The organism is Robertmurraya siralis, assembly GCF_005502275.1.
GTDB lineage: Bacteria > Bacillota > Bacilli > Bacillales > Cytobacillaceae > Robertmurraya > Robertmurraya siralis.
This window is the reverse complement of record NZ_SWLZ01000025.1, coordinates 34517-60851: the sequence shown is the minus strand read 5'-3', so window position 1 is coordinate 60851 and position 26335 is coordinate 34517. Positions and strand designations below refer to the sequence as shown.

Annotated in this window: 22 protein-coding genes; 3 read left to right on the top strand and 19 right to left on the bottom strand. The window is 33.2% G+C overall.

Annotated features, from left to right (window positions below; genetic code table 11):
- Positions 1-617: 617 nt before the first annotated feature.
- From FCJ93_RS20890 to FCJ93_RS20845, 10 genes are all read right to left on the bottom strand, one after another.
- Positions 618-1199, bottom strand: a complete 582-nt coding sequence (locus tag FCJ93_RS20890; protein ID WP_137744621.1) for a hypothetical protein — start codon at positions 1197-1199, stop codon at positions 618-620.
- A gap of 157 nt (positions 1200-1356) precedes the next feature.
- Complete coding sequence (locus FCJ93_RS20885) at positions 1357-2097, bottom strand: TatD family hydrolase (protein WP_137744620.1); 741 nt, start codon at positions 2095-2097, stop codon at positions 1357-1359.
- Positions 2090-3517 (bottom strand): Qat anti-phage system QueC-like protein QatC, encoded by a 1428-nt coding sequence (gene qatC / locus FCJ93_RS20880; protein WP_137744619.1) that lies wholly within the window; start codon positions 3515-3517, stop codon positions 2090-2092. Before qatC ends, FCJ93_RS20885 begins: the two co-directional genes overlap by 8 nt.
- On the bottom strand, positions 3510-4229 hold the full coding sequence (locus FCJ93_RS20875; RefSeq protein ID WP_137744618.1) for a hypothetical protein: 720 nt from the start codon (positions 4227-4229) through the stop codon (positions 3510-3512). The genes qatC and FCJ93_RS20875 overlap by 8 nt, the downstream gene beginning before the upstream one ends.
- Position 4230: 1 nt before the next feature.
- The gene (locus FCJ93_RS20870) at positions 4231-6108 is read right to left on the bottom strand and encodes a KAP family P-loop NTPase fold protein (RefSeq protein WP_042357707.1); all 1878 of its coding nucleotides are present in this window, start codon (positions 6106-6108) and stop codon (positions 4231-4233) included.
- A 121-nt stretch (positions 6109-6229) separates the two neighbouring features.
- The gene (locus tag FCJ93_RS20865) at positions 6230-8089 is read right to left on the bottom strand and encodes a TnsD family Tn7-like transposition protein (protein ID WP_137744617.1); all 1860 of its coding nucleotides are present in this window, start codon (positions 8087-8089) and stop codon (positions 6230-6232) included.
- Positions 8090-9673, bottom strand: a complete 1584-nt coding sequence (locus FCJ93_RS20860; RefSeq protein ID WP_137744616.1) for an AAA family ATPase — start codon at positions 9671-9673, stop codon at positions 8090-8092. It abuts the gene before it with no gap.
- Positions 9666-11738 (bottom strand): Mu transposase C-terminal domain-containing protein, encoded by a 2073-nt coding sequence (locus tag FCJ93_RS20855; RefSeq protein ID WP_170211373.1) that lies wholly within the window; start codon positions 11736-11738, stop codon positions 9666-9668. Before FCJ93_RS20855 ends, FCJ93_RS20860 begins: the two co-directional genes overlap by 8 nt.
- The gene (locus tag FCJ93_RS20850) at positions 11716-12573 is read right to left on the bottom strand and encodes a TnsA endonuclease C-terminal domain-containing protein (RefSeq protein ID WP_235879560.1); all 858 of its coding nucleotides are present in this window, start codon (positions 12571-12573) and stop codon (positions 11716-11718) included. Before FCJ93_RS20850 ends, FCJ93_RS20855 begins: the two co-directional genes overlap by 23 nt.
- A gap of 154 nt (positions 12574-12727) precedes the next feature.
- Positions 12728-13297, bottom strand: coding sequence for a recombinase family protein (locus tag FCJ93_RS20845; protein ID WP_137744613.1), 570 nt, complete (start codon positions 13295-13297; stop codon positions 12728-12730).
- Between the two features lie 327 nt (positions 13298-13624).
- On the opposite strand from FCJ93_RS20845, the gene FCJ93_RS20840 reads away from it, so the two are divergent.
- Positions 13625-14371, top strand: coding sequence for a peptide arginase family protein (locus FCJ93_RS20840; RefSeq protein WP_158022204.1), 747 nt, complete (start codon positions 13625-13627; stop codon positions 14369-14371).
- A gap of 139 nt (positions 14372-14510) precedes the next feature.
- Here the strand turns inward: FCJ93_RS20840 and FCJ93_RS20835 are convergent, their stop codons facing one another.
- The 7 genes from FCJ93_RS20835 to FCJ93_RS20805 all read right to left on the bottom strand — a co-directional run bounded on the left by FCJ93_RS20835 (position 14511) and on the right by FCJ93_RS20805 (position 21857).
- Positions 14511-15284 carry a hypothetical protein gene (locus tag FCJ93_RS20835; RefSeq protein ID WP_137744612.1) on the bottom strand — a complete coding sequence of 258 codons (774 nt, stop codon included), beginning with the start codon at positions 15282-15284 and terminating at the stop codon, positions 14511-14513.
- On the bottom strand, positions 15281-15685 hold the full coding sequence (locus FCJ93_RS20830; RefSeq protein ID WP_137744611.1) for a four helix bundle protein: 405 nt from the start codon (positions 15683-15685) through the stop codon (positions 15281-15283). The genes FCJ93_RS20835 and FCJ93_RS20830 overlap by 4 nt, the downstream gene beginning before the upstream one ends.
- Entirely contained in the window at positions 15685-16077 is a 393-nt protein-coding gene (locus FCJ93_RS20825) for a four helix bundle protein (protein ID WP_137744610.1), read from the bottom strand. The genes FCJ93_RS20830 and FCJ93_RS20825 overlap by 1 nt, the downstream gene beginning before the upstream one ends.
- Positions 16078-16106: 29 nt before the next feature.
- On the bottom strand, positions 16107-17021 hold the full coding sequence (locus tag FCJ93_RS20820) for a DnaB-like helicase C-terminal domain-containing protein (protein WP_137744609.1): 915 nt from the start codon (positions 17019-17021) through the stop codon (positions 16107-16109).
- Positions 17022-18460: 1439 nt separating this feature from the next.
- Entirely contained in the window at positions 18461-20227 is a 1767-nt protein-coding gene (locus FCJ93_RS20815) for a hypothetical protein (protein ID WP_137744608.1), read from the bottom strand.
- 137 nt (positions 20228-20364) lie between these two features.
- Complete coding sequence (locus FCJ93_RS20810; protein ID WP_170211371.1) at positions 20365-21072, bottom strand: helix-turn-helix domain-containing protein; 708 nt, start codon at positions 21070-21072, stop codon at positions 20365-20367.
- 83 nt (positions 21073-21155) lie between these two features.
- Positions 21156-21857, bottom strand: coding sequence for a hypothetical protein (locus tag FCJ93_RS20805; RefSeq protein ID WP_137744606.1), 702 nt, complete (start codon positions 21855-21857; stop codon positions 21156-21158).
- Positions 21858-22055: 198 nt separating this feature from the next.
- Here FCJ93_RS20805 and FCJ93_RS20800 point away from each other — a divergent pair, with 198 nt between their 5' ends.
- On the top strand, positions 22056-23033 hold the full coding sequence (locus FCJ93_RS20800; RefSeq protein ID WP_137744605.1) for a ParM/StbA family protein: 978 nt from the start codon (positions 22056-22058) through the stop codon (positions 23031-23033).
- Entirely contained in the window at positions 23030-23311 is a 282-nt protein-coding gene (locus tag FCJ93_RS20795) for a hypothetical protein (protein WP_042357726.1), read from the top strand. Before FCJ93_RS20800 ends, FCJ93_RS20795 begins: the two co-directional genes overlap by 4 nt.
- Positions 23312-23386: 75 nt before the next feature.
- On the opposite strand, the gene FCJ93_RS20790 is transcribed toward FCJ93_RS20795, so the two are convergent.
- Both FCJ93_RS20790 and brxL read right to left on the bottom strand, forming a co-directional pair.
- Entirely contained in the window at positions 23387-24190 is an 804-nt protein-coding gene (locus FCJ93_RS20790) for a Shedu anti-phage system protein SduA domain-containing protein (protein WP_235879559.1), read from the bottom strand.
- Between the two features lie 87 nt (positions 24191-24277).
- Complete coding sequence (gene brxL / locus FCJ93_RS20785; RefSeq protein WP_137744603.1) at positions 24278-26335, bottom strand: protease Lon-related BREX system protein BrxL; 2058 nt, start codon at positions 26333-26335, stop codon at positions 24278-24280.

Sequence of the window (26335 nt, the reverse complement as noted above, 5' to 3'; positions counted from 1 at the left end):
CCAAAACCCCTACCTCCAGTAAAATAACGTCAATTCCTATTTTACTAAAGTAGTAGGTTGATTGAGCAAAAGTGTAAAATCTTATCAAGCAATAACTGTCAACTTTATTCTAGCGTTTACACCCTCCTCTCTTAAACCTTACCAACTCTTACTCTCCCAACGCCTCAAGCCGTTTTCCAATATTCTCCGCCTAATAAAGTCGTTCCTGCATTTTCCCCACATTCATCTAATTTTTGTTCAGATTTTACAACCATTTTGGACTAAAAAAGTCGTTCCAGAGTAGAGTTAAGGGATTAGGTTTTAGGGGAAAAGAAAAAGGAATAAAGGCTCGAAAACCCTTATTCCTTCTGGCTTTTTTCAATTTTAATCTTGCTCTTTAATTCCCTATTTCTTCCTTAACCCTTGTTTCTACTCTACCGACTTTTTTTGTCCTGAACCGAGTTTTTTTGGTCAGGAGCGAGTTTATTGGGTGAAGACATAATAGAATTAAGTTCTAATGGTAAAAGTGTTAAAGTTATCATTTATTACTACCGTTAAGTAAAACGAGAGTTGCATATCTCGTTTTATCATAACAGGTACAAACGGTTAAACCTAAAAACATTGTATGTCTAATGCATTTATCCTTCATAAAGAACTTGTGTATCAATAATTCTTCTCATAAGCGTAAAAGAGAATTTTAATCCCTCTCTTTCTGGTAATATATCTTTAAGATAAATCTTATTTTTATCATTATATTCTTTTGGAAAAGAGATAGTCACGTATGACATTTGTCGATTATTAGCATCCCAGATTCTATATTTTATATCTTCTTTTCCTATATATTTTACAAAAAACTTGTCTATTGTTTGCCCTTTTTTGTACCAATTTACTAAAGATTTATTAACCCAAACCTCATTCCATGAATCAAAGAAAGGAAAGTGTGAAAGCATATTTCTTATGCATTTAAACAATTCACTCCCTACCCCCCCTTCCATCGGTGGACGTTTTTCTTTTATAGACTCAATAACCCATTTTACTGGTTCATAATTTAATATTTCAGAATAAATTTCAAAAGCATTTTTTATTCTTTGGAAACGGTACTGCGGGGATTTTTCCCAAAATGTGTCATTGGATACTTCTTCATGTATATCATAAAATTTATTATATGCTAAATTTAAAAATATAACTTCGGCTTCAGAAGGTCTTAATTCAACAGTCATTCTCCTCACTCACTTTTTTCATAAATATGATTCTATTAATCGAAAATCAGAAGTACATAGCTTTAATTAGAACTTAAAATTATTTTACACTTTTTAATGATACTCAATTAACTGCAATTTATTTTTAATTATATATCTCAACAATTTCTCTAAATGTTTATTTTGAGGAATCTATCTGTTTTGATAAAAGTCTCGACAGGTTTGTATAAATAATATTTTCAAATTGATTTACATCTAATTTCTTTGAGAACTGAGTATATATTTCAGCTAAATTATATCGCACACCTTTTATACTTGTTTTACCAAAGGGAGCATCAGTCTCAATTAGTAGTCGATCTATTGGTATTGTCTTAATTATTTCAAACCCTTTCTTAGAAACTAACATTGAATAGTTTACAGAAAAATAATAACCTTCTTCTACAACCTTATAAACAAATTCCTTATTGCCCGAAAACCAATGAAAAACAGCAAACTCCACTTTGTTGTCTATTAACATTCGTAATACATCTTCATCTGCTCCACGAGAATGTATAGACATTATTTTCTTTGCTTTTGCTGATTCAGAACAAATATAATCAAATGCTTCTTGTTGCTCTAATTTGGTGTGAGCGAATTCTTTCGAATAGTCTAATCCTACTTCTCCAACATATTTTGTTAAAGGAAGCATTGCATCAAAGAGTTTCTTATTAAACTTATATTTTTCAACCAATTGCGGATTATATCCCAGCCCCACTTTAACGTACTTGCTATCTGGAAATTCATATTTACACTTTTGAAAAATCTCAGGTAAGTTAGTTACAAATAAAGCATATATTTTATTTATTTCAAAAGAATCGTACATCTGTTTAAAATTCTTAAAGTAGTCGACATGAACATGCATATCGGATAGGTTACTCATTATTACCTTCCTTTATTCCAGCATACTCTAACAAACCTTCCCCATTTTCCCGCATCATTTCCAAAAGTTCTTCCATTGACTGACGATACACTCTTTCGTAACCAACTAATTCTTCACTATTTAAAGGGCCTTGTCTTATTAAAAGACTCCTAATAAATTCACTATCTTCTTTATTCTCTATATAACGTCTTAGGCTAAAAAGAACTGCTTTTAAATCACTTGCTCTTCCTTGAATATTGTTATGATTTAATATAAAGTCTCTACTCAACTGGTATAGGGGGTTATAACCTGTTTTATCTTTTCCTATTTTCACAAAAGAGGCTCTTCTAATTAAGCAGGGATAACAATAACCACAATTACAAGGCGTTACAACTTTATCACTTTTCTTCTTATCATATCGTGATAAACATGGATGGGAACATGACAAAGTTCGTGAAGCCAACTTATTAAAAATTGGGTTATTTTTATGCTCTGCTAAGATCTCTCCCTTTGACTTATTCCAGTAGAAGTTCGCAATCCTATTTTCAATGCCAACCTTATTAAGAATTTCATTTAATGAATTGATGAAGATAGGATGTGTTGTCCTTGTACTACAACTTCCAGATCTACTATCTGTTAAAGGAACGTTCACACCAATAAATCCATTTTCAGGTATATACACAGGTATCTTCTCACCTATAATGGAAGCGACCGATATTGCTCCTGCTAAAAACAATAATGATCTGCTACGACTGGTGCTTTCAACAGTTAATTTCTGGACTGTTCCACCTCTTTGTATTGGTGCAAGTGGGTTGACATTAAACAAAAGTAATTCATTTTCTAACTCCGAATAATAGTTATTTATAGAGTCAAATAGCTCTCTTTGCCTATTCGTCAAAAGGCTGTATTCTCTAAAACCAAGATAAAGAGTATTCTTATTGTCTTCCGAAAGTGATAATGCACCGCAAAAAGAATCCAACCCACCAGAGAATAAGCTAACTGAATCAAATTTATCAATAGAGATAATATTTTTTACATTTGTTTTATCAGCTCTAAATTTTAAATCTGTCTGCCTAAACTCAAATATCCATTTATCGCCACTTAAAAAACCTATTGTACGTTCTAAATCTTTTTTAACAGAATTCCACTTCTCAAGTTCCAAGACTGGAATAAATAATTTTATAGTTCTTGACCAATTATCGAGGGAATGATTTCTGGGCATCCGCTTGTCTGCACAAAATACACTTGAAGCAATAAGAAGAAAATCTTCGTTAATATTTGAAAGACTCTTTTTCCCAAACCGTCTCCATAGTTGCTCCATATCAGTTTTGACATTAGACTTGTTTTGTTTATCAAACATACTAAAGATAAAAAAAGATTCCGATGTTGTTTCGGTTAGACTAAAATCATCCCTATTTTTATTTATCCATATATTATTCATTTAACTCACTCCAAGCAGATAGCATTTCAAGAGATTTTTTGTATGTGTTATTTATGATTTTATTACCTTCTTGACCATTCCAATCTATTTCTTGGATTTTCCTTATTGGATAATTCTTTTCAATTGAATTCCTAATATGTGTTTTTATATTTTTCTCCGCAATCTTATGTTTTTCCAAGTTATCAAATAAACTTAAAAGCTTTTCTGTGAAATTAGCAAAAAAGCAATTTTGTATAAACTTAATAATAAATTCTCTAATAAAGTCTCCTGTATCTATTGCTCTCAATACATCCTCATATTCGCTGATGTCATTTACCCCTTTAAAAAGCTCCCTCATCAACTCATTCATACTTTGGTTTGAAATACTATCATAGAACTCATTTCCACTATCACTGAAATATTGTAGAAGACCTTTACGAACATTTTCAGGAGTTTCATTTTTTAAATGGGATAACCCAAATCTGTCTAATGTTTCGGAAAATCCATACTTTCTTACCGAATCAATAAAGCTAAGAGCTTTTCGACTCGACTGTATTGCCCTACCTGCATTTGTCCCCGAACCTCCAGAACTATTCATCGCTTTTGCGAAATTTGAGACAGCTTTATCAACTGATGTTGTTGAGAAATTATCCTTCACCATTTTAGTCACATCTCTTTTTACGTCTCGCCATAAATATCCTGTTGGTGGTAAATATCCTTTTGATGTTCCCATTCTATACACCTGCCAAATCCCAAAGTTTTATATCTGCTTTTTTCTCTTCAACATAATATTTTTTGAGTATTTGGAACGATTCATCGTCCAGTTGCTGGAAAAGTAGAATTTCAGTTAAGGTGATGTCTTTAACTTTTAGCTTTTTAAATTCCTCAAAAACTTTAGACTTATATTGAGGTAGTAATTTATAAAATTCAATTAATGTTTCTAATTGAGTGTTATCTTGGTGGTACTTCTCTAATACCCCTTTAAATATTTCATTTCTTGTGACTTCATCCATTTCGAGCATCTGCTCTATCTTCTTTCTTCGTAATGCTATATGCGTTTCCAGATTGCATATTTGATTAATATATTTTCTTTCCTCCTGATTCAAGTTTGTCGAGAATAACCTTTTCTCCGCCACTGAATCCCTTGCTAAATAAAAGTAAGGTGAGAGATCTACATCAGCTAATCTCGGCTCTGTTCCAAACCACCTTTTCATCTTATCGCTTGTCCAGGCTGGATTTTTACTGATATCTTCTATATTTATCGGTTCTCCATCTTCACTTTCATCCAAAATTCTTTTTTCAAGCGTACTTAGCTGTATTGGTTTACCGCTATGTTCAAATTGCCACTGAAATAACTCTTTAAATAAATCTCTGTCACTATCAAAGTATTCTAATACCATCAATTTAGCTAAAATAGCTAAATTAAACTCTATTTGTTGGATTTCTGCGAGTCTTTTACGAATATAAAATGTGTTTAAAAATCTTTTAGTTTGACGTGGGTTTCCCTTCAATGAAGAAGCAACAATACTTCCTATACTATTAAAAATCTGAATTTGTTGTTCAAATTCCTCCTGAGTAGTACCACCTTTGTATTTTAATCCATTGACTGTTATGTCTTTTTGAACAATATCCAATATCTCTGTTCCAGATATTATTTCTCCCTTGATAAAAATACCTTTCGTTTTTAATTTTTCAATAAGTTGATTTAACGATTCTTCCTCCAAAAACATTTCTGCGATAAGCAATAGCATATAATTCTTAACGTCACTTTCAGCTAATTCTGCAATTTTGATAGGAAGCTGAACAATTTTCTCTATATAGTCATCTGAAACATTTATTCCTTCATCGTTTAACTGTGGGTATTTTCTTTTTATTGAGTATGAGATTATACTTTCATCCATCGCAATAATAAAGGTTGTTCTTGGAACTGAGAGGAATAATTTTATTGCCTCAAGAGTCTCTATGATTCTATCAGGATTACACCTATCTAAATCATCAATTAAAATAATGAGATTATCTACAGAGGATTTCTCGATTAATGTACTAAAACCCTCACGAAATCCTCGTATATTTTCAACAACATTTTCCTTTGAATTAGTTTTCATGTATTCTTGCTTAAAATTTTGTGCCTTGTCAATTTGCTTCTGTACTTCCTCTGGAGTATCAAATTCGGAAGAGTTCGGCATCATTATTAATGGTGGTAAACCAGTTATTCCGCTTATTGCCAATGGAATACCCTGTTTTAAAGCTGTTTTCCCTACTGCCATCCAATTAACTCTCTCCATTAAACTCTTAATTCCATCTTTAGAGCCTTCAAAAAATGTTTTATTTTCTTTCATACCTTGCAATATTGCTTCCATTAAAGCAGTCTTTGCATCCTCGTATCCTTCAAACATCCATGCATTCACTTTTATTACAGCAATTTTTTTATCGGTATAGATATTTGTTTGTTCTTCTATTAAATTTAATAATGTTGATTTGCCACTTCCCCAATTTCCGAAAAGTCCAATAGTTAACGGATTCATTCGTTCGCTAATCGCAATTTCAGTAATCAAATCGGCATATGGTCGATACGCCAGCATATCAATTTTTGAAGCATCATCAGCCCACATAAACTATTTCACTCCAATATATAAATTATTTTAATATTCCGCCAAGAAATTCCTTATTACTATTCTCTCTTTTCTACCATTTAATTTCAATTTTTTTCTAACTAAAAAAGACACCTTCGTATCAGGTGTCCTTCACTTTTTTACATTTTACATATTCCATGTAATAATCCTTTAGTGCTTCGTTTTTTATATCACGTATACCAGCTTTTCTTGCTATCTTCCACCACGCTGATTCCTCTGCTTCACTATTGTCTATTGCCCATCTTATTCTTCTTTTTTGAAAATCAATTATAGTCTCAATATTAGACTTTAAGTAAACATTTGTCATAGGGAGTTTTGTCATATGTTTTTCCAACAATGCCAAGTTTCCAAGCTTCTTACCAATCCTACTTATTGTAATTCTCTCTGGTTTTTCATTTGTACAAAGCAGTCTCTCTACAGTTTCTTTTACCATTTCAAGCATCTCTCTATCTCTAAATCCCCAATCAACACTTTCAACCGATTTCTTTTTTACGGGACTTGGGCTATTCTTTTCTAACCACTCTTTATCATTTCTATATAACTTCATATACAAAGCCTTATTTTCTTTTCTCAGTTCCGTTTTTGACTTTTGTGGATTTTTCTCTTGTAATTTAAGCCAAACTTGCTTTTCAAAGTCTATATCACATTGCTCAATTGCAATTTCTTTTTTATTCTCGTCTAATGCTAAATAACGTTTAATTGTATTTGTATCCGCTCCCATTTTCCGAGACAATTCTCTTAACCCAAGCCCCATTCCTGCATATTCCTGCAACTTTTCATTCCAAACATGGCCATACTGCTTTACCCTTGTTTTACGATAACGATCATTTTTATTTTTATCTGGTCCTCTTCTTGTGTAACTAAATCCACAACGAGGACAGGTGAATGTACCAATTGGAGTTTTTGTTTTTTCACATAATGTAATGATAACTTCCTCTATTACAGGTTGATGGTGATACTGACATACAGTATTCAGACAATACCAGTTTGGATGTCCAAATGGTTCTTCAATCTCTTGAATAAATACATCCTCTAACGACAAGCCCAGTGCCGACATCACTAATAAATGTCGTATTGGATGAAACGACTTTCGATTTTTCTGTACAATCATTGATAACCAATCACCTTCATTACTTAATGAGGAAAAAAACAACTGAAGAACTTCATTATCATAAAATGAAGAAAAATACTCCCGCCATGTTTTTTGTTTAACCCTGCCAGTGTAATATGCCATGTTCATTTCCACTAACTTGCTCCGATATTTATGATCAAACCATTGCAAATCATGCTTTGGGAAAGGATCACTCATTAACTGCTCTATATATGGTGCTAACTTTTCGACAATATCCAAATAGGCTGTTTTCGTTTCCTTCTTAACTCCATTGAATACATATGATTCTTTTGCTACGATGCAATTATTTGATGTCGGTATATGAAATTGGTGTTTATTATCTGGAACTGTTCTTACAGCACTGTTATATAGAGGAGATAAATGCTTTAAACAACAGTGAATTCCAGGAATTTGATGACTACGATGCCAGTAATGTTCGCCATATTTCTCTTTATCTTCTTTCATACATTCTGGGCAAAAGCGTAAGTTTTTATTTTGAGATACGCCACTTGCATTTATCCCAGCTCTTACATAAATGGATTTACCATCGTCACTACACATAGATTGATAGATTTGCTGACTTTTCTCTTCGGAATGAAAAGCAGTAAAAAACAAAAACATCGTATGCTTATAAATCACTTTTTGCTCATTAAATGTACCAGCATTATTTATACTCTTTACTAAAGAGCCAATGCCAGATGGTAAAAAAACCGAAGCCGTTAAGCCCCGATTTTCAAAAATATCATCTAAAGTTCTTTTGTAACTTATATTCCCACTACGTACATGGTATCTGGCACATATACTATACAACAATTCATCTGGATAAGGAGTAGGAAAAAATATTAACATCTAACTTACCCCCTTGAAATCTTTAATAACTCCCGCTCTTTTTAGTGATTCGTAATTTGTTAGTCCTTGTTCCTTTCCAGTCTTCACAATATTTCTTAAATCATCTTTGGTGTTTTTCACATTATCATCCTTTCCTCCAGTCTTGATCTCTATGGATGCTTGAAAAGCCTTTTTAACTATCTGTTGTAAATCAGTAAGTTGATTCTCTTCCAAAACTTGATTTACAGCCCTTTTAGCACTTTCTTTTGAAAGACCGAGCAGGTTCAAACGAAAAATAGCTTCTTCTTTTAATTGCTTGGTATCACTGCTTCTATTTATTTGTTTCGCAGATTTAACAAAAGAGGTTTTTTCCAAATTAATTCGTTCCGTTTGCATGGCTTCATCAAACGGTAAATAGATATCTTCGTATTGTGCTATTGATTTGATATCTCCTGACTTTAGTGCATTTATCATTGGTTTTACTAACTTAAGATTTTCATCTGCAACTTTACTGATTAATGTCGAGGATAATGTTTCTTTTCCCGTAGCAATTGCTCTTGTTTGAGACAAGGCAAACAATTTAAGTGCTATATCAATGACTCCCTGACTTTCTTCATACATTACATGGACATATTCATCGGTTAGTTCAACAGGTTTTTGCACCCACTGATATTGCCAAATAGCCTCCAAGAATATTCTCCAATATTCATCCTGCTGTAATCGTTCATAGATCATATCTCCTTGTCCACTTCCACGACGAGCTTGCCTAAATTCACGTTGTAAAACATTCATTGCTTTAGGTGTACCAATTAGGATTAAAGGTGTACCAATCACATTACTTAAAGTGACAAAAAAGTTCAGCATTAAATTTGCTCCCGTACCCCGTAGACTTATGTTTTGAATTTCATCTATTACTAAAATGCCAAGACCAATGCTCCTGCATATTTGCGTCATGATAGGAATTAGAGTATTTACTGATAACTTATTTGCACGACCGTATTTATTGAAATATTCAGTTCCAAGCAAACCATCAACTGATATAAAAAATTGGTTAACCAATCCTTTAACTGATCCATCGTGTGGACATTCTAATCGTAGCCAAACCAGTTGTGTAAAATTAAATTCACGCTCTCTATACTCCGAATGTACAACCACTTGAGGCATTAATTCTAAAATTTTTGCTACTGCTGTACTTTTTCCCACACCCGATGGACCAATAATAGTAAAGCTTCTTGGAATAGCTTGATTGAACCATGTATTACTTTTTGACAAGATTGCTTCATGACCTTGAATCATCGTAGAGGCATACATTGGATTTAAGGGATTCCTGCCAATGTATCCTTGTCTAATGAGTCTTGAAATACGACTTTCCATATCAATATGTGCGGGAAGCACTTGAAATATATTAAATAGCCTTTGGATGAGGTGGAGCCGATGTTGTCCATCAAACTCTCTTTCTTGCTTATCGAAAAACGGGTAATAACTTAGTAGCTCTACAACATCTGATTTAGAATAGATTTCTGGGAGTGCTTCTATTAATGGATGATTTTGATATTCTTTAATAACCTGTTCACGATACACCGCCTGATGGAAATTTTCATTCATCCGTTCCTTTCAATCCTTTCTTCTGAAATTTTTTGATTAAAAGTAAATCAGGATCGAGGGAATTTTCTTTATTTCCATTCGTTCTATCTTTCAAGTCACGTTCTTGTAATAGCGTTTCTTTTTCAAATTGACGATTCCTCTTAATCCCTTTCAACCGACTACTCTTACTAATTTCAACAACTTCTTTCTTAGCCTGTTTTTCAGCTTTTTTAACTATTTCTTCTATATCTTCCAGCAATTGAATTTTCCCCGTTAATTCTTCTTGTTTATGTTCGGTTTTCTTCATCTTTTCATATTGATGCAGATAATCCACATCACATATTGAGGTAGATCTATAACGATGTTGATGATCCAATAAAAAGCATCTCTCAAAACTGTTTTTGTGAATTCCTCTGATATAGATGAAATCCATTTCTCTCGGATCGTAAGTGATGTCAACTTTCCAACTCCCGTTTAAACGGGCTTTAACAAACCACTGTTCTTTAAGTGCTAAAGTAGAGCCATAATAAATATTTTTAAATTTTATTCCTTTACCCGTTACAGTTGCCGTTGCTCTTGGTAATAAATGAAGCATCATTAAATCTTTTGAAATTGTTCTTAGTTTCCCTGCTCTATTTTGAATACCCCAATTCCATAGTTTTATAGGAACTGCTTCTATTCCAGACTGTATTAAGTCTTTATCTCGCACGTATTGGTCAATAACATGATGATTGTTATAATATAGAACACACTTAATTACAATTTGTGTAAACTCTTTTAACGTTAGCTTCCCTGCTAAGCGATAATCTTTTGCACCTCGCTTTTGAAAGTCCGAATGAACTGCTCCAGGTAATAAGGGCTTAACCTGTATGTTTAGTAATCTAAAGTGCTGTTCCACTATAGATTTGAAATCGCCCCGATATGGTGCTGAATTCTCTATTTTAATATTTAGCTCTTCTGTTAAAATATTGGATGCATTCGATAATAGCTCTGCTCTATCTGCTACAAGGCATGCTGGCAAATGGGCTGTTGGCCAGTCTGTTTCATCTATCTCTATGCCATACCTTTTACAAAACTCCTTTTTGTTCTCTACCATATTCATCAATGCAATTCGTGCTTGCTCAAAATTAGGTCCATCCAGAGAAACATGGATGCCAACGATCATCCTTGACCAAACATCCTTACAAAAATATAGAATTGGTCTCCCGATAATCCAATTTCTATTAAATTCACTCACTAAAAACACATCTGCTACGGTAGAATCAATTTGAACTTTTTCAAGAGGAAATTGAACTTCACTTGTAGCACTACTTAAAAGTGGTCGATAATTCAAATCGAAGTGGCGTTTTCCGTTTTTAAGAATAATTGTTTTTCTATCATCTTGCTCCTTTCTTAACCAATACACAAACTGCTTATAAGTAGGTAATAATTCAGGACATTCCTTCAACTCTTTTTTATAAAATTCTTTAATCATTTGTTCATATGCAAAACGCAGAGTTACATTGTTTTTCTTCTCATAAAACCTTCTTTTAGCGATTCTAAATACGTTTTTAGTTTCTTCATCTATATTAACTCCCTGTGTTCCAACAAATTTCCTTGGTCGCCCACGCTTTACGGTACTATCGGATTTATCCTTTCCTCTACCACCGCAGTTTTGAAAATCTGGAAGTAGAGCAGTTTTAGTCATTCCACGTTTCCAATATCGTTTTAAATATTTCAAAATCGTTTTCTTTGAGAGTTCAATTTCTGTCGATAATTCATGGATAAGTTCATTTCTTTTTTCACTTATCAACAGGTTTTCCACACCATTTGATAACAGTTTATTGATAACTTTCCAAGCTTGCTCTTGTAACGCTAACGATTTCTTACTAATATGCGAGTCTATATGGAGGTTTGCCCATGGATCCGTTTGTATGAATTCAATATGTTTATTTGTAATCATTTCTTCGATATCGCTTATTAACCTTTTATTCGGTAATGTATCGTCGAAAATGTTCACAAGGTAACACACTTGGTATTTTTCATCTATCCAAATGACTCTTTCGATATGGTTATGGTTGTATTTATATTGAATCAACTGATTCAAGGAAATGACCACTATATTCACCACCCTCATTTATAAGCACTTGATTTGCTGACATTGTTAAATCGAGGGTTTTTAACATATCGACTAATAACCGTTTATGAGCTATTAGATGTTTGAAAAGCAGAAGACCTGTACCTTTGTCTGCATTTACTTCCTTGTCAAAATTCATTAACAGTTCATTTAATGGCATATCACCAGCCTGAACTAATAAATGAAACAAAATATCTTGATAAAGTTCCTGCTGTGATGATGTAATCCCATATTCATCAAGAAAATAAGAGGAATGAATATATTCAATGTTCTTTGCCAACGTTTTAGGTATTTCTTTATTCGTAACAATTCCATAATTAATACCTCTTTCTTCCCAATAACGCCGTTGGATCTCAAACCTTTCAATTACTTGATTATTTTCTAATTGGCGATAATCCTTTACTGATCTTGCATAGTAATTTACTTCTCCATTTTTCTCTTTTTTGGTCACAAAAAATGTAGTTGTCAAGATGATTGGCTCACCCGTTTTTTGGTTTATTAAACGTTTTAATAACTGCTCATCAAGTTGAGGCGTGATTTTTTCTAAATCTGTAATCAAAGGATAATGTTCCCTTATGTCTATCACCTCGTCATCAAAATCTAATAAATAAAAGAATCGAGTTTCAGAGTCAGATAAAAAATTGTGTACCCTCTGAGTTTTCCAACCTTTTATCCTTGATGCTCTTCCCTTGGTAGACACTCGAATCACGTCAATAAATGGTTTATAATCTTTTCCTTCTCCTTGTCCGTAACCTTCCTCTATCAATTTATTAATCTTTTTCAATGATTGATTAGATTTAATCACTGGCAAAACACTCACTCCCTTTTAAATTAAAGCCTCGGATTGATTTGGATAAACGAATTAGTTGCAATAATCAGTTGGGCAAAAATAAAAAAGTCATTCTTCATAGTCAATTTCAACGATTTTTTTTAATCGCAAATGACTTATAAAGAATGACTTATTCGTTCTTTTGTTTTTCAATTTCTTTTACTTTTCGATAGAAGGTGGCTCTTGAAATGTTAAGCTGTTTAGATATTGCTGTAACCGTAATTTGCCCTCGCTTCCACTGACGGTATAATTTTAAAAAATGCTCATCAATATTAAACGTTGGACGACCGAACCGAATTCCCTTGGCTTGTGCAATTTTTATACCTTCAGCTTGACGCATTCTGATGTTATCTCGCTCCAGTTCATATAAAGCACCAAACACGACTAACATGAATTTCCCAGCTGGGGTGGCTGTATCCAGGTTCTCTTTTAAACTTACAATTTCCACCTTTTTAGAGTTCAGTTCTTTAACAATTGTAAGGAAATCCAATGTGTTTCTTGCCAAACGTGAAATGGACTCGATATAGACAACATCACCTTCACGAACAAAACTTAACATTTCCTTCAGTTGTGGTCTCTCCATATTTTTGCCACTAATTTTTTCAGCGAAGATTTTTTCAACGCCAACCTCTTTTAATGCAACTAATTGTCTATCCAAATTTTGCGATTCCGAGGAGCATCGAGAGTACCCGATTTTCATCAGAAATCCCTCCAATTTGGATATTCTTAAGAACTTATTATCTTTATTTGTAGCAAAAAGTCAAGTCCTATTTCTATTACATGTTGCAATATTAAAATAAGGTTTTGCTACACAATTTCACGTTTGATTTTAATGTCTCACAATGTTTAGATTTTGAGTCACTTCTATACTATTGTTCTAATAACTGTTCAATCTGACTCTACCATTTTTAGCTACTCCTCTAATTAGATGTTCTTTCATTTTGTCTCAAATATAACTAAAATCATGATAGAATGTGGTAGAAGAAATTATAGGAGATAATTAGTTTTATATAAGGGGAGAGAGATGTTGTATAGCATATTGGACATTGATATGGATTTTTTCATAGATGATATAGCTCATTGGGTAACTGGGGACAATCGCTTAGATGAAAATGAGTATAATCCTTGGAGCGAAAAAGATTTTAGGTTCTTTCTCGAAGAAAAATGTTTATTAAGTAAAAGTCATCCGACTAAAGGGAAAATAGTTACAAATCATCATGAAGCATTTTTCTTTTGGGATGAGCTAATTAGTTCTCAAAAAGTAAAAACACCTTTCAAAGTAACCCACATAGATGCTCATTCCGACACAGGTTTGGGGGATAGTGGTTATGTATATATAATGGGCGAGTTACTTAACCATCCAATTGGCGAAAGGCGAAATAATTTAGATACAAAAAAGGTTTTCATGAGTAATTACCTGTCCTATGCTTTAGCTTGTGGGTGGATAAGTAATGTTGATTTTGTATTACATGAAAAGTGGGATAATGATATTATTTCTGCACACTTGAAAAACTTCTCTGACAAAGAACAAGCGTTTCAATTTAAGGGATATCCTAAAGGCATAGATATTGGTATGTCATACGAGAGAATTGTTCAAGGGAAAATATCGCCTATACGGATTGATAAAGAAATACCATACACTTTGATTCCTTGGAAAAACTATCGTACAGAAAAGAAATTTGATTATGTGGTTTTCTGTCAATCACCAGGATATACTCCAAAAACTGCGGATTTTATGCTCGATATAATTAAAGAATATATTATTGAGATATGAAGTTAGCATTATAATTCGATTTTCAATTAACGTATCCAATTTTATTATTTTTACATCCTCAAATATGTAATGTGCTTTTCTTGCAGTCGCAAGCTGAAGCACATTATCCTTTTAAAATTTATTATACTAAAATGTTAGTTCAAGGAAGCGATTCATAATATTCATCATAGAATTCATCCAGTGCCTCTTCAAAGTCTTCAAATTCCATTATACATGCCAACTTAAACGCATCATACATAGCAATGCTTCTCTCACAATTCGAAAGTTCACTTCCAATCCTTTTTTCAACCCGATTGTAATCTTTACTTAAATATGCCAACGGAATTTTCCCCCAAGAAAGCTGTTCTTTTTCTATTCCTCCATAAATTAACCCTGTGAATATATCAAGATAACAGACAGCTCCTTGAATGCCATATTTCTGATAGCGTAAGAGTTTTCTTGCCACCTCCTCATAAGAAATACGATCAATAATATACAACGCAAGTTCTTTTTCTATAGCATCCTCATAAGAGTCAAAATCCCTTTGGTAATTGTTAGTTAAAAAATTTACACAAATTTGATAATCCATTGCATCACTATAACTATCAAAAATTACACCATAATCTTCTTGTCCTTCTACACCATCCCAACCATCGTTTCCCAAAATATCATAAATTTTATTGTAACGACTCTCATAATCTCTATCTTCAACAAAGTACATCTTTTTTAAGATAGCCCCTTCTTTAATTGCTTCCTGTACACTCGGTAAATCCTCCGTAACACTATTTTCAAAAATATCCACAATATAATGGCGATCTGTCCAAAACCAGCCTATCTTATCATAGTCATTCCTGATACAATCAAATTGCTTAGAATAGTAATCACAATTAAATTCATACACATCCGTAAGTTTTATTACTGTAACTTCTTTCATTCTGAGTCACTCCTTAATTTTATTTTTTGAATGCAATTCCTTTTTTTCTTATACTCTCCAAAATGGAAATTCAATAGTTTCATTACTTGATCTGCATAGAAATCAATATTGAATCCATTGAATTCATCTATCCATTTTCTTTCGCAAAGGTTGTACACCTGTTTTAAAAGTAATTCAAGCTCCACTTTTGCTTCATTCAAATTTTTGAACTTTATCTTTATATTTTGCTGAACGATAGCATGAGTTATTTTTTTCGTTATTCGCACTGCTTGCTTCCGTAATTGCAATGCTTCGATTTCTCCAATATTCTCACCATCTTCCTCTATAGTTCGGTATACTTCATGACTTAAATCAAGGGAACGCTGATACAATGCATTCTTACGAAAGTCACGCACTTTCATTAGGAAGCCTCTCCTTCAATTCTTTCAATACGATTCATCAAACCAACCAGCATTTTGACGATTTCCTCAGCTTCTTTATCCAAATATTCATAAGTTTCTTTGGTGATATATTTCTGCATAACAGACATGTCCAAGAAAGCCCGACACTCTGCAATACTCCCTAACGCTGTGTTCAATCGGTCATATTCTTTACCATAGTAATAATTTGAATTTCCTTCTGCGATGTTACTGTACACACTGGAACTTGCTCTATGCAACTGATTGACCAAATTATTCCGCTCATAAGACGGATAACTTTCCACTGTTCTATAAATCTTGTTACTAAAGATAAGTGCTTTTTTGTACACCTCTAATTCTCTAAAATCACCAATAGACCGTTTCTTTTCTGCCATAGTTCTTCCTCCTCAAATTGTTTTTGATTTTAAGCATCTTGGAAATAGAAATGGGTAGGATGGTAGGTTAGATGAGTAATTTGAGTTTTATATGGGGATCTATTACTTCGAATTAACAGTTTAATAACATATGGGTTAAGTGTTGAGTGGAGTGTTTCATTATTATAGGGAGACACGTAATTGCTAAAGAGTATGATGTTATCGGCATTTGTTTCAATTTCTATGGTGGTTCTGAATCCTTCGGTAACTCTTTCAAAGTCACCTTTAGCCAATGTTACATTCATAAAGATTGGTACTTCATATTCATTTGCTATTTTATTGATGGTTCTTAAATGAATTTGATGCAACAATCGGTCAATATTACGCTGATTGTACAACTGCACTTTTTCATCAATAAGAACTGCGACCTTTTGATTCGCTTTTTTACAAGATTTAATCATATCCACTAACAAATCAGAATCAACATAATTGCAAGTTTCAACATGAATATTAGTTAAGAGTGGGTACAAGCTTGTTTGATATTCCTGAAAAGTTTGGGGAGATGAAGAAATTTTATTAATAATTTCGGGGAGATGATGAGCTTGGTCTCGGTGTTCCTTGTAATCATGTCTGGCAATTATCTTTTGTAAAAGGCTATTTTCTGTATCATGGTTTGTAAAATATAAAACTGTATATCCAGTTGTTGCAAAATGCTCAGCCATAAAGGATAAAAAGGCATTTCGTTCGTCTCCCATTCTGCCAATTAAAGAATACAGTTGAGGTGAAAATCCTCCGTTAAGAGCAAAATCTAAATTCGACAATCCAGATATTGCTTTTTGCTCGTATTGGGCAGTTGATTCTTCTATAAAGTCCCTTTCGAAGTAATGCCATAATGCATTTATTGTTCCCTTTAATTCTCTTGTTTCGTTTTCAGCTTCATTTGTTTCATTATTCATTAGAATCATTCTTTCTCACCTTTCCTTCTAACTATTGATATTGAATAAGAATTAGTCAAATGCGGTTTTTTATTTACTAAGAGTTTTGGGGAAAATACAATATTACGAAATTTATGTCGGAGAGAATGTTGTATGGCTCCCGATGTGCCATTTTCCTACTAACATAAAAATCTGATCCAAAATCAATTTGATTTTGCATAGTGCAGTCACTCCTTAACATTAATTTTACAGATAATAGATAATTATGAAACCTATAATCTGTATGTAAAAAATAGTTGGAATTAAATGTGTTAATCTAAAATCGTAGGAATGATTCAAGAAATGTGGAATAAGGAGAAGTTTATAGCTTAATTTTATAAAACTATTAAATACTTGTCAATGCTTATATGCAATAAAATTTGCTTTATTTAATATAAACAATACACATATACCCTACAGAGAGCATACTTTTAAAAAGTCGTAAAGCTCATTTACTTGAATAAAAGAAAGATATCAATTGAGTTCTCTCTTAATTCTAAAAGTCGTATTTTCTATATCTTATATATAAGGGAGAATACTTATTTTACGACTTTTTTGTATTAATGTACTGAAATCATTGTTCATTGCTACAGTATCAATTGATTTGCGATTATTAGAGAAGCCCTATTTAATTGCATATTCCCCATAATGATAATGCAAGAACCAGCAACACCTTGATTATTTGAACAATCTCCTTAAAGGTATTGACATTATAAGAAATAACCCCTTTTAATGAATAAACAACTATTGGTTTATGGATCCACCAGAGAAGCCTCGTAGCTTTAGATGAATAACCAGTAACATGCACCAAACTAATGTAATTGTAAATAATAAAGAACTTTTAATCTATGCAAAACAGATTATAGAGGCTATGCAGTTATATCAAGTACATGTTAAAATCTACTAATCTGTTTTCATAGTTCATTAAAACCTTTATATAAGCATCAACATATTAAGAAAATGCACTACTCCTTGATATATTAGCAAAAATGCAATGAACTGATTAAAAGTCATGCAAATAGAAGTTTTTCAGCAAATACCTTAATGGGCAATTGCAGTTACTCTTCTATTTGCAAATATAACTGCTGATTCAAGTTGATATAATTGCATTACATCCAATAATGCTTGGCAATGATTAAAAGTTCATTTCCTTTCCTAAAGGATGAAAGCATTAAACCCTTATAAGATAGAAATGTTCAATCTTCACAATGGATATTGAAATAAATTCACTGTTAATATGAACATTGTCTTTTGTTATGCAGAATATCAATGCATTTCATCACCCTTGATATGGTTATTTATCAACTAAGATTTTTTATCGTAAAATTTCTTTTATCGAAGAATCTACTTTTTTCATTTAATCAAAATAAATGAGCTTTACGACTATTGGATATAGAAAAACCGCAGAGAATCTCTGCGGTCAAGTAAACTTATATTGCTATTTTCTCTTCTGCTTCTTCCTCTTGTTTAATATAAACATGTTGCCCCTTTGCATACATCTGATTGCTTATTAAAAAGACTTCTATTGATTTTAGTAACTTTCCAAAGTTCTTTACATCGTGATAGTCAATTACATCCCTTATTTCTCGCTTGGTAACTTTTTCTTTCCCCTCTTGCTTGCAGTTGTAAAGGAATTCCAGAATTTTCTTTTGTCTTTTTTCAGTTTTCGTTTCTTCTTCAGTTTTTCTTGCTGTGTAATCGACGTTTAATTCATACTGATAATAATTAATTCCTGGCATCTGTTGTCTGACTATATCAACGGCATCATTATTTGCAGTAAAAACAATATAGTGAGCATTTTTGCTGTTATCTCGATTTATTCGTTTCATTGCTTGATAAATTTCCCCCGCTATCATTGTTTTTCGAATTTGTTCAACCGTAGAATCTTTAAAGATTGGAATGTCCTCATTCAGATGCTTTAATGGTTTGTAATAATCATGTTGAAGGACATAATCTACATAATCGAAGTTAGGTGTTTTCATTATCACAACTGTTTCATAATCCCGATAATCATTTACCCCAATGATATTACCGAAGTATTCAATAGTTATGATGGTCTCTTCTATATTTTGAATTTCTTTATCGGTCTTCCCTACTAATTCGAGATAATTTCGAATTTCCTTTTTCAAGGTATTTTCATTATCTTTGTCTGTTACAAATAGGATTTTTTCTTTGTAAGAGAGGGCAAGTTTCTCAAGGGCTTTTTGGTAGAAGTTAATATTACGAGATAAGGCTTCTTTACTTGTTTTAACACAATAATGAGTGAAGGTTGAATTGGAGTAATCATAGAATTTATCTTGCGGATGAACAACGAAGAGGTTAGATAATTCGTAGCGATAATCGAAACCAGCATTGGCATCGAGAATAATATTGTTTTTAAGGAGTTTAGGCTTTATTTCACTATTAAATGTGTGTAAGACATTATTACTATAGCGACAGCCATTATTTAAAATTTGTAGGATTCTCGATAGAACTTCAGTTTCTTTCAACTGCTGGTAGTTTTTTATTATCGTTGGGAGGGACTGTTTATAAGGATCAAAGTATTTCGAAGAAAAATCGAGGTATGGCAAATTTCGAGTATTATGAGGGTTAGTTATTTCTTGAGTGACAATATTTTTTAAATCGGTAACAAGTTTTTCGATGAACTCTTTCTCTTTGAAACGATAGGCATTTTCCCACAACTTGGATAGATCTTTTAATGAAATCGTTACCCTTTCCAAAAAGTCTGGAAACTCATCTATTATAAGAATATGCCTTCCGTCTAATATTTCCTGATGTTTTCCGAAACACACTCGCATATACATGTTGTGAGTAATGGCTAACACTTTTGCGTTTAATTTTCTGTTTCGAATTTCATTTTTTATTTTACTATTTCTATCTTTATTGTCCTTACTGTCAATATACTCTGCTACCGAATAAACAGCATGGGAGTTGATGGTTTTTACAGTATCTATAAGTGCATCGCCACGTTTAAATTTTTGAACATACAGAACTTTATAATCTGTCCTTACTACCAATTCTGCAATTTCAGCCAGTGTAAATTGGCTTTTCCCTGTTCCCGCTTCGTGATTAAACACATGAAAAATGTTACTATCCCATCGACACTGATCTGTAATTTGCTTCTTGAGTTGCTCAAAGTAACTTGAATTCACTACAAAACTATTATTATGCTGATGCGTTGCCTTTAAGTTTTCCAAGTCAAAATCATCTCCTTTTACTAATATCTAAATAGATAATAAAAGGAGCGTTGTTTTTTGTCAATGCCTATATGCAATATTAATAAAATTCATTTCATATAAACAATATTTTAAATTTTGCTGACAGAGTAAATCCTCTATATATCAATAATTTCTTTCTTTCTTGTTATGAAAGTAACTCTTTCCCCTTTTATTTGTGCAAGCCAACTTTCTCCGTTTAAATCTACAGTAATGCTACCATCCTTAATGTCTAAAAGCTTTGTCCCTTTTTTAGATACTAAATCTTGAATTGCAACTATTGCCTTCTCCCTATCAAACGATCTATTTTGAGCTGACACTGCTTTTATATCCACAGTAAATGTAGTGTTCATAAATGGTACTTCAATAAATTCAGTAGTTTCACACAAATGTATATCCCTTAGTTTTTGTATTTCCTTTAACAAAGGGGAAAGTTGACCTAAATCAAGTTCCGCTTGCGAAAGTTCAAAAACATTATGGACTATATTAATCAACGTTTCTTGCTCTTCTTTACTGATTATTTGGTTATTATGCGGGTTCTTTATCTTATGTAACCGAATAAATTCATCTATTGCAAAGACAGCTTCTTCATCATAATTAGTAATTAAGTTTTCAAAACCAAATGCACGAAAAACCTCTCTGACATCCAAGTTCAACGCTGTTGTTAACAAACAAACCACTTTAAAAGACGGGTTTTTCTGCTCTTTTTCTAAGCGATTTATATAAGATGGATCTATTTCGTTATTTAGCAAACTCGATAGCTTCGCAAGTGATAAACCCTGCTTGTTTCGTTCTCTTTGTACTATAAGACCAAACGTGTTTTCCATCCAAAACACCTCCATTTATTGCATATATGCCACAACTATCTTAAGTATATCAAAAGTTAGAAAATAACTAATAACACCTCTGCTCATTCTTCCTCTTTTCCAGGGATGAATAACATTATCACCTTACTCATCATTCCTGCATTAAAATCAATACCCATTTTATTAAAGACTGTATGGTAATGAAGAAGCCATTCATCTAAATTCGTTGATATATGTGTATCATCATTGACAAAGTTACATAATACAAGCCAAGTTGGTATTTTCAACTTTTCATTTAATAAGTGCAAAAAACTTAAACGATTTGCAAGTTGATAATAATCATTAAGCCATGGATCAATAGAACTCGTTGAACCAAATATAGCTTGGACTTCATGGAGTGTTGCTTGTATTAGTTTTCTACTTTTCTCTGAAGTCGCTTTTATTTGTGAAGTTGTTTCACTAATATGTGCCTTGGCTTCTACAAACAGTATTCCTTTTTTATTATTTTGACCTGTCACTGTTGCAATACCATCCCAAACAGGTCCCCTTCTTGGCCAATAATCATTAAGAGTTATCTTATAGTTATTTAATACTGTGTCATCTTTAGTAATAACCTTAAGAAAATCATCTTGATATTCGTAATAACCATCTTCCATTACAGGTGACTTCCACTGAATTTCAAAAGAGTCATTGGTAAATGTTAATAGCGATGGTGAATTCTGCAAAATAGCATTATTAAGTTCTTGAGTAAATACATTTACATATTTCTGTAATTGATATTGACTACCTTTATTAGCTAATGACATAAAAACATCCTTTCCCCATTGTCGTTAAGAAAGTAACAAGTTCCCATTCCTAAATCTACTTCAAGCATAATTGATTATTTATGACATTTCATCAATTTCTTGGGACTCCGACAACCTTTTTTATGAAATTTCTTATAATTTTTAACGGCGTGTATATGATAGATTAGTAAATTCAAATAGAAAGGAGATTATTGAACAATGAGAGAACCAGTTCTAATCGCTGTTGATTGCGGAAAATATGCAACTAAAGCGATTCTTAAAAGCAAAGACAAGCATGCTATCACAGTATTTCGAACAAAAATGCAGGAGGTGGAAAAGGTCGGGATTGAAGTTAATCCAGGATCTTACGAAGTAACTTACAACAAAAAATCTTACCTGGTCGGCGATACCGTAAATGAATCTTTCAGCAATTTTGACCTTACTAAGAAAATCGACCTTCATAAAATCTGCATTTACACCGCAATTGCTGATCTTCTTCAACTAACAAACCTTCAGACAGAGAACATCAAAATTCAATTAGCTATAAACATCCCTATTTCAGCTTACAAAGATGCAACCTCAAAGAAAGAGTATATAAACTTCATTGAAAATCATGGAGAACCAATTTTATTTGATTTCAATGGGAAGACTTACTATCTTCATTTAAAGGATGTAGTCGTTGCATTCGAGGGTGTTGGCATTATTTATGACGAAATGGAGCAAATGAAAGGTAAATATACAGCGGTAGTTGATATCGGAGGATTGAACACCACTTATTGCATGTTTAATGGTATTAATCCTATTTTTGACTCAATGACCGTTTCTAACTTGGGGATTAATATCATGAAGGGAAAAATCGGTAAACTTATTAACGAACGATTCGGGGTTGCAGTTACTCCCAATGATCTTGAAAGAATACTGCAAACTGGCTATCTTTCACATGCGGGAATGATAAATGAGAACAGTAAGAAATTAATTCAACAAATAAAGGAACAACATTTTCGTGAAATAGTCGAGTTTGCGAAAAGTCGTGATTATACTTTTAATAACATCAGTCTCGATTTTGTTGGCGGAGGGGCGTATATGCTATGTGATATCATTCAAAAAGAATTTCCTCATGCACGTATCGTTATTAATCCCCAATTTGCAAACGTAAAAAGTTTTCTACGAATTCTGGAGATTAAGAATGGACTATGAATCGGGAAAGAATCACCATCAGTTTTTTAACAGAAGATGACGATATTATTGAACATCTTCAAAAGACTAAAACTGAACGTACTATCAGCTCCTATATCCGCCATCTGATTCGCCAAGATATGAATGACAATCCCCCTATCAACAACCTCGACCAACTTGCAGATAAGATTGCAAGCAAAATAGCAAATAGCAATTTAAGCCTTCCCTCTAAACAAGAAAAGCCCTCTGAAATGTCAGTGAGCTTAGAAGATAAAAGCCTTATTAATCAACTATTCTAAGCTATGCAGAAAAGCCGAATAGCTACTCTTCTCTATTTGGCTTCTTTGCATAGCCTTTAAATCCGAGTACGTTAATTAATACGTAGACTCACCAATCAAAGCTTTTGCCGAATCATATAGATTATCGTAGTGTAGTAATAAAATACCTTCTGATTTCTTTTGTCGTTTCAATTGATAAGTTTTCTCGTTAAAATCATTTCGTCTTCCAGCAACAACAGCATAGTGAATACGGGTACTGTCATATTTCATAAATTCAACTGGTAACGACTTCTTGGGATCTTTATACTTATTAAACGTTTCATAAAGTGTCGCATAATTTGCTTCTAACCAGTATTTCCAGTCTATTACCTGCCTCTCTCCTTTTCTAATTGCATCACCTAAATGACCATCTGTTAAAGTAATATGCTTATTCGGATGTTCCAACTCTACAAAGATAAATTCATAACCCCCAGAATTCCGCCCAACAAGTAGGTAATCAACTTGATATGAGTTTCCTAATTGAAATTCTGGAAAAATAAATGCATCATGATGACCGAAATTATAAGGACCTTTCATAATAGATGCAATTATAAAGTAAGCACTTTTTTCACGAATCCAATTGAGAATAGACCTTTCGTTTGAAGTAGAATTGTATATTAATTCATGGAATTCTTCTGCTAATTCTGAAAGCTGATCAATTTTCTGTAAATCTACTATATCCAAATGATTATTTGGAAACAAACTTTCATAGTGTCTTACTGCAACAGGGTATTCTCTATACTTATTTTTCCTAACTTCAAATTTTCCTGATTTATGAACAACCTCTTTTTCCTTTAAAATTTCCCATTCTTTTAATTCTTCTGTTGTTAAAACAGTATAATCTCTTGAATAAATTTTCACATTACATTCCCCATCCGACTTTCTTTCGATATATAGAAAAAAGGAATCGGTATAACCGACCCTTTACTTTAATTATATTCCAACTTTTCAACTTACCCCCAACGCCTTGTACACCGCATCAATTGGATCTGAGTAGAAGATAGGTTGAACTTTTACTAATAAATCTGAAGGCACTGCTTGTAAATCAACAATTGAAATGGCTGGTATTAATACTCTTTTCGCACCTGCATCCACACATACTTGCAACATGTTCGCAAACTCTTCTACTTTCGAAATAGTGCCTCCTACAGTCATGGTTCCGAGGACAACTAATGATTCTTGTACTGGCTTTTCTAAGGCTCCTGAGCATAGACCGATGAGTTCAGCTATTGCTAATTCATCTGTTAACCCAATCCCTTGCAAATCGCTTATATGCATCAAGTAGTCTTTTGTCTTTGTACTGATCGTGTTGCTAATTGATTTGCTATTCGCCGTAAAGAAGCGAAATGCTGTATCAAGGCTTTCCTTAGCTCCTCGGTAAGAGCCTACACCTGATTTATCGAATTTCCCTGTCCCTGATACGACTTGGTTTTCCAGCTTATATACTCCAATCATACCTGAATTACCATGTCCAACCACATATACATGTCCAGGTCTACCCATGCCTTCGGGTATCAATTTCCCGCCCCCTTGTTCGGGTACAGAGACATATTCCTCAGCCATCGTTTCTTTATCAAGATACGAGAACATGACATCATAAAACTCCATGCCTCCTATTTTCTTGAGCTGTTCCTTTACACGACGGCGGCCTTCAAGGGCATATTTTAAAATCTCCTCAATATCTTCTTTCGTGTATTCACCATGAGGATAAATTAGTTTAACCATACCCGACACCGTTTTTCTCACCGCTACGGTATCCCGTTGATTCAAATTGTTCCCAAGCTTATAAAAACGGTCGATTGAATCTGCAAACGAACGTTTTCGCATTTCTCTGAAAAACTCTGCAATATAATCTACAATAAATCCGTATTTATCTGTAAAGAAGTCTGGTCGCATTTTTGGAATTTCCCAGCCAGGTAGGTAATAATGCATACGATCAAAGAACGCTGTGTCATTTGCCATTTCTGGTGGGAATGGTGCAAATAAGTGAGATGTTTTTATTAATGTGTCTACACTTTGGTTGATGTTTCCTACAAACACCATTGATGCAGAGGCGGACTTTTCTTCCTTTCCTCTGGCAAAAGAACCCGATGCCATGTAGTCTTTCATGATCTGAATTCCATCTTTATCTTTAAAGCGAATTCCTGCTACTTCGTCAAAAGCAACACAGTCCCAAAGCCCAACAAGTCCTACTTTTCTTGAAGACATGTTATAGAAGAGGTTTGCAACTGTCGATTGACCACCTGAAACAAGAATCGAATTCGGTGAGATTTCCTTGAATACATGAGATTTTCCCGTACCTCTTGGACCTAATTCACACATATTATAGTTATTTTCTACAAGAGCAACGAGTCTTAACAATAGATGCCATTTCACACGATCTTCTAATTGTGTTGGCTCCATCCCAATAGAACGAATTAATACATCAATCCATTCCTCTTTCGTAAATTGCTTCCTACCTTCAAAAACCTCGTTAATATCCATATTTGGCATTTGAATTGGCTTTAAGTTATTTACTGTAAACGGACTCATATTCCGTACTTCTTCATCATAAAAGTAATCGAGCTTGATCATGCACCAAATACCACCTACAAGGAGCTTGTCAAACTCTTTCACATAGTTGGCTGGAACTGGAACTCCTTTTAAACCCAAATTCGAAAATTCCGCCTCATACGTATCAATTTTTGGATTTAGTGCAACGGTAACTTTATCAATAATCGAATATTGACCAAGTTCTCGAATACGTGATTTTATTTTTTCTGCTTCGTCAGGTCGAACAAAATTATCCGACAAGATTTTTTTAACACGTTCTACGCCTTCAAGAATGCTTTGTTCATCATCAGTGGCACAGTACATACCAAGTAGATACTCCAACACATAAATAGGAACGTTTGCCCCTTCCTTAATGAGCTTTGTCAAATCTTTACGAACAACCCGACCTGCAAAGACACTATTTAACTTTTTATCAAGATCAAGTGTCATTGTCTCCTCTACTTTTTCATCCAT

What these genes read in the sequence shown, in the direction of transcription:
- FCJ93_RS20870 (WP_042357707.1), bottom strand. Translation starts at nt 6,108, where the DNA reads ATGTGGGCTGATGATGCTTCAAAAATTGATATGCTGGCGTATCGACCA.
- FCJ93_RS20860 (WP_137744616.1), bottom strand. Translation starts at nt 9,673, where the DNA reads ATGAATGAAAATTTCCATCAGGCGGTGTATCGTGAACAGGTTATTAAA.
- FCJ93_RS20845 (WP_137744613.1), bottom strand. Translation starts at nt 13,297, where the DNA reads ATGAAAATCGGGTACTCTCGATGCTCCTCGGAATCGCAAAATTTGGAT.
- FCJ93_RS20810 (WP_170211371.1), bottom strand. Translation starts at nt 21,072, where the DNA reads ATGGAAAACACGTTTGGTCTTATAGTACAAAGAGAACGAAACAAGCAG.
- FCJ93_RS20820 (WP_137744609.1), bottom strand. Translation starts at nt 17,021, where the DNA reads ATGATTCTAATGAATAATGAAACAAATGAAGCTGAAAACGAAACAAGA.
- FCJ93_RS20825 (WP_137744610.1), bottom strand. Translation starts at nt 16,077, where the DNA reads ATGGCAGAAAAGAAACGGTCTATTGGTGATTTTAGAGAATTAGAGGTG.
- FCJ93_RS20800 (WP_137744605.1), top strand. Translation starts at nt 22,056, where the DNA reads ATGAGAGAACCAGTTCTAATCGCTGTTGATTGCGGAAAATATGCAACT.
- FCJ93_RS20795 (WP_042357726.1), top strand. Translation starts at nt 23,030, where the DNA reads ATGAATCGGGAAAGAATCACCATCAGTTTTTTAACAGAAGATGACGAT.
- FCJ93_RS20835 (WP_137744612.1), bottom strand. Translation starts at nt 15,284, where the DNA reads ATGAAAGAAGTTACAGTAATAAAACTTACGGATGTGTATGAATTTAAT.
- FCJ93_RS20830 (WP_137744611.1), bottom strand. Translation starts at nt 15,685, where the DNA reads ATGAAAGTGCGTGACTTTCGTAAGAATGCATTGTATCAGCGTTCCCTT.
- FCJ93_RS20805 (WP_137744606.1), bottom strand. Translation starts at nt 21,857, where the DNA reads ATGTCATTAGCTAATAAAGGTAGTCAATATCAATTACAGAAATATGTA.
- FCJ93_RS20885 (WP_137744620.1), bottom strand. Translation starts at nt 2,097, where the DNA reads ATGAGTAACCTATCCGATATGCATGTTCATGTCGACTACTTTAAGAAT.
- FCJ93_RS20890 (WP_137744621.1), bottom strand. Translation starts at nt 1,199, where the DNA reads ATGACTGTTGAATTAAGACCTTCTGAAGCCGAAGTTATATTTTTAAAT.
- brxL (WP_137744603.1), bottom strand. Translation starts at nt 26,335, where the DNA reads ATGGATGAAAAAGTAGAGGAGACAATGACACTTGATCTTGATAAAAAG.
- qatC (WP_137744619.1), bottom strand. Translation starts at nt 3,517, where the DNA reads ATGAATAATATATGGATAAATAAAAATAGGGATGATTTTAGTCTAACC.
- FCJ93_RS20875 (WP_137744618.1), bottom strand. Translation starts at nt 4,229, where the DNA reads ATGGGAACATCAAAAGGATATTTACCACCAACAGGATATTTATGGCGA.
- FCJ93_RS20865 (WP_137744617.1), bottom strand. Translation starts at nt 8,089, where the DNA reads ATGTTAATATTTTTTCCTACTCCTTATCCAGATGAATTGTTGTATAGT.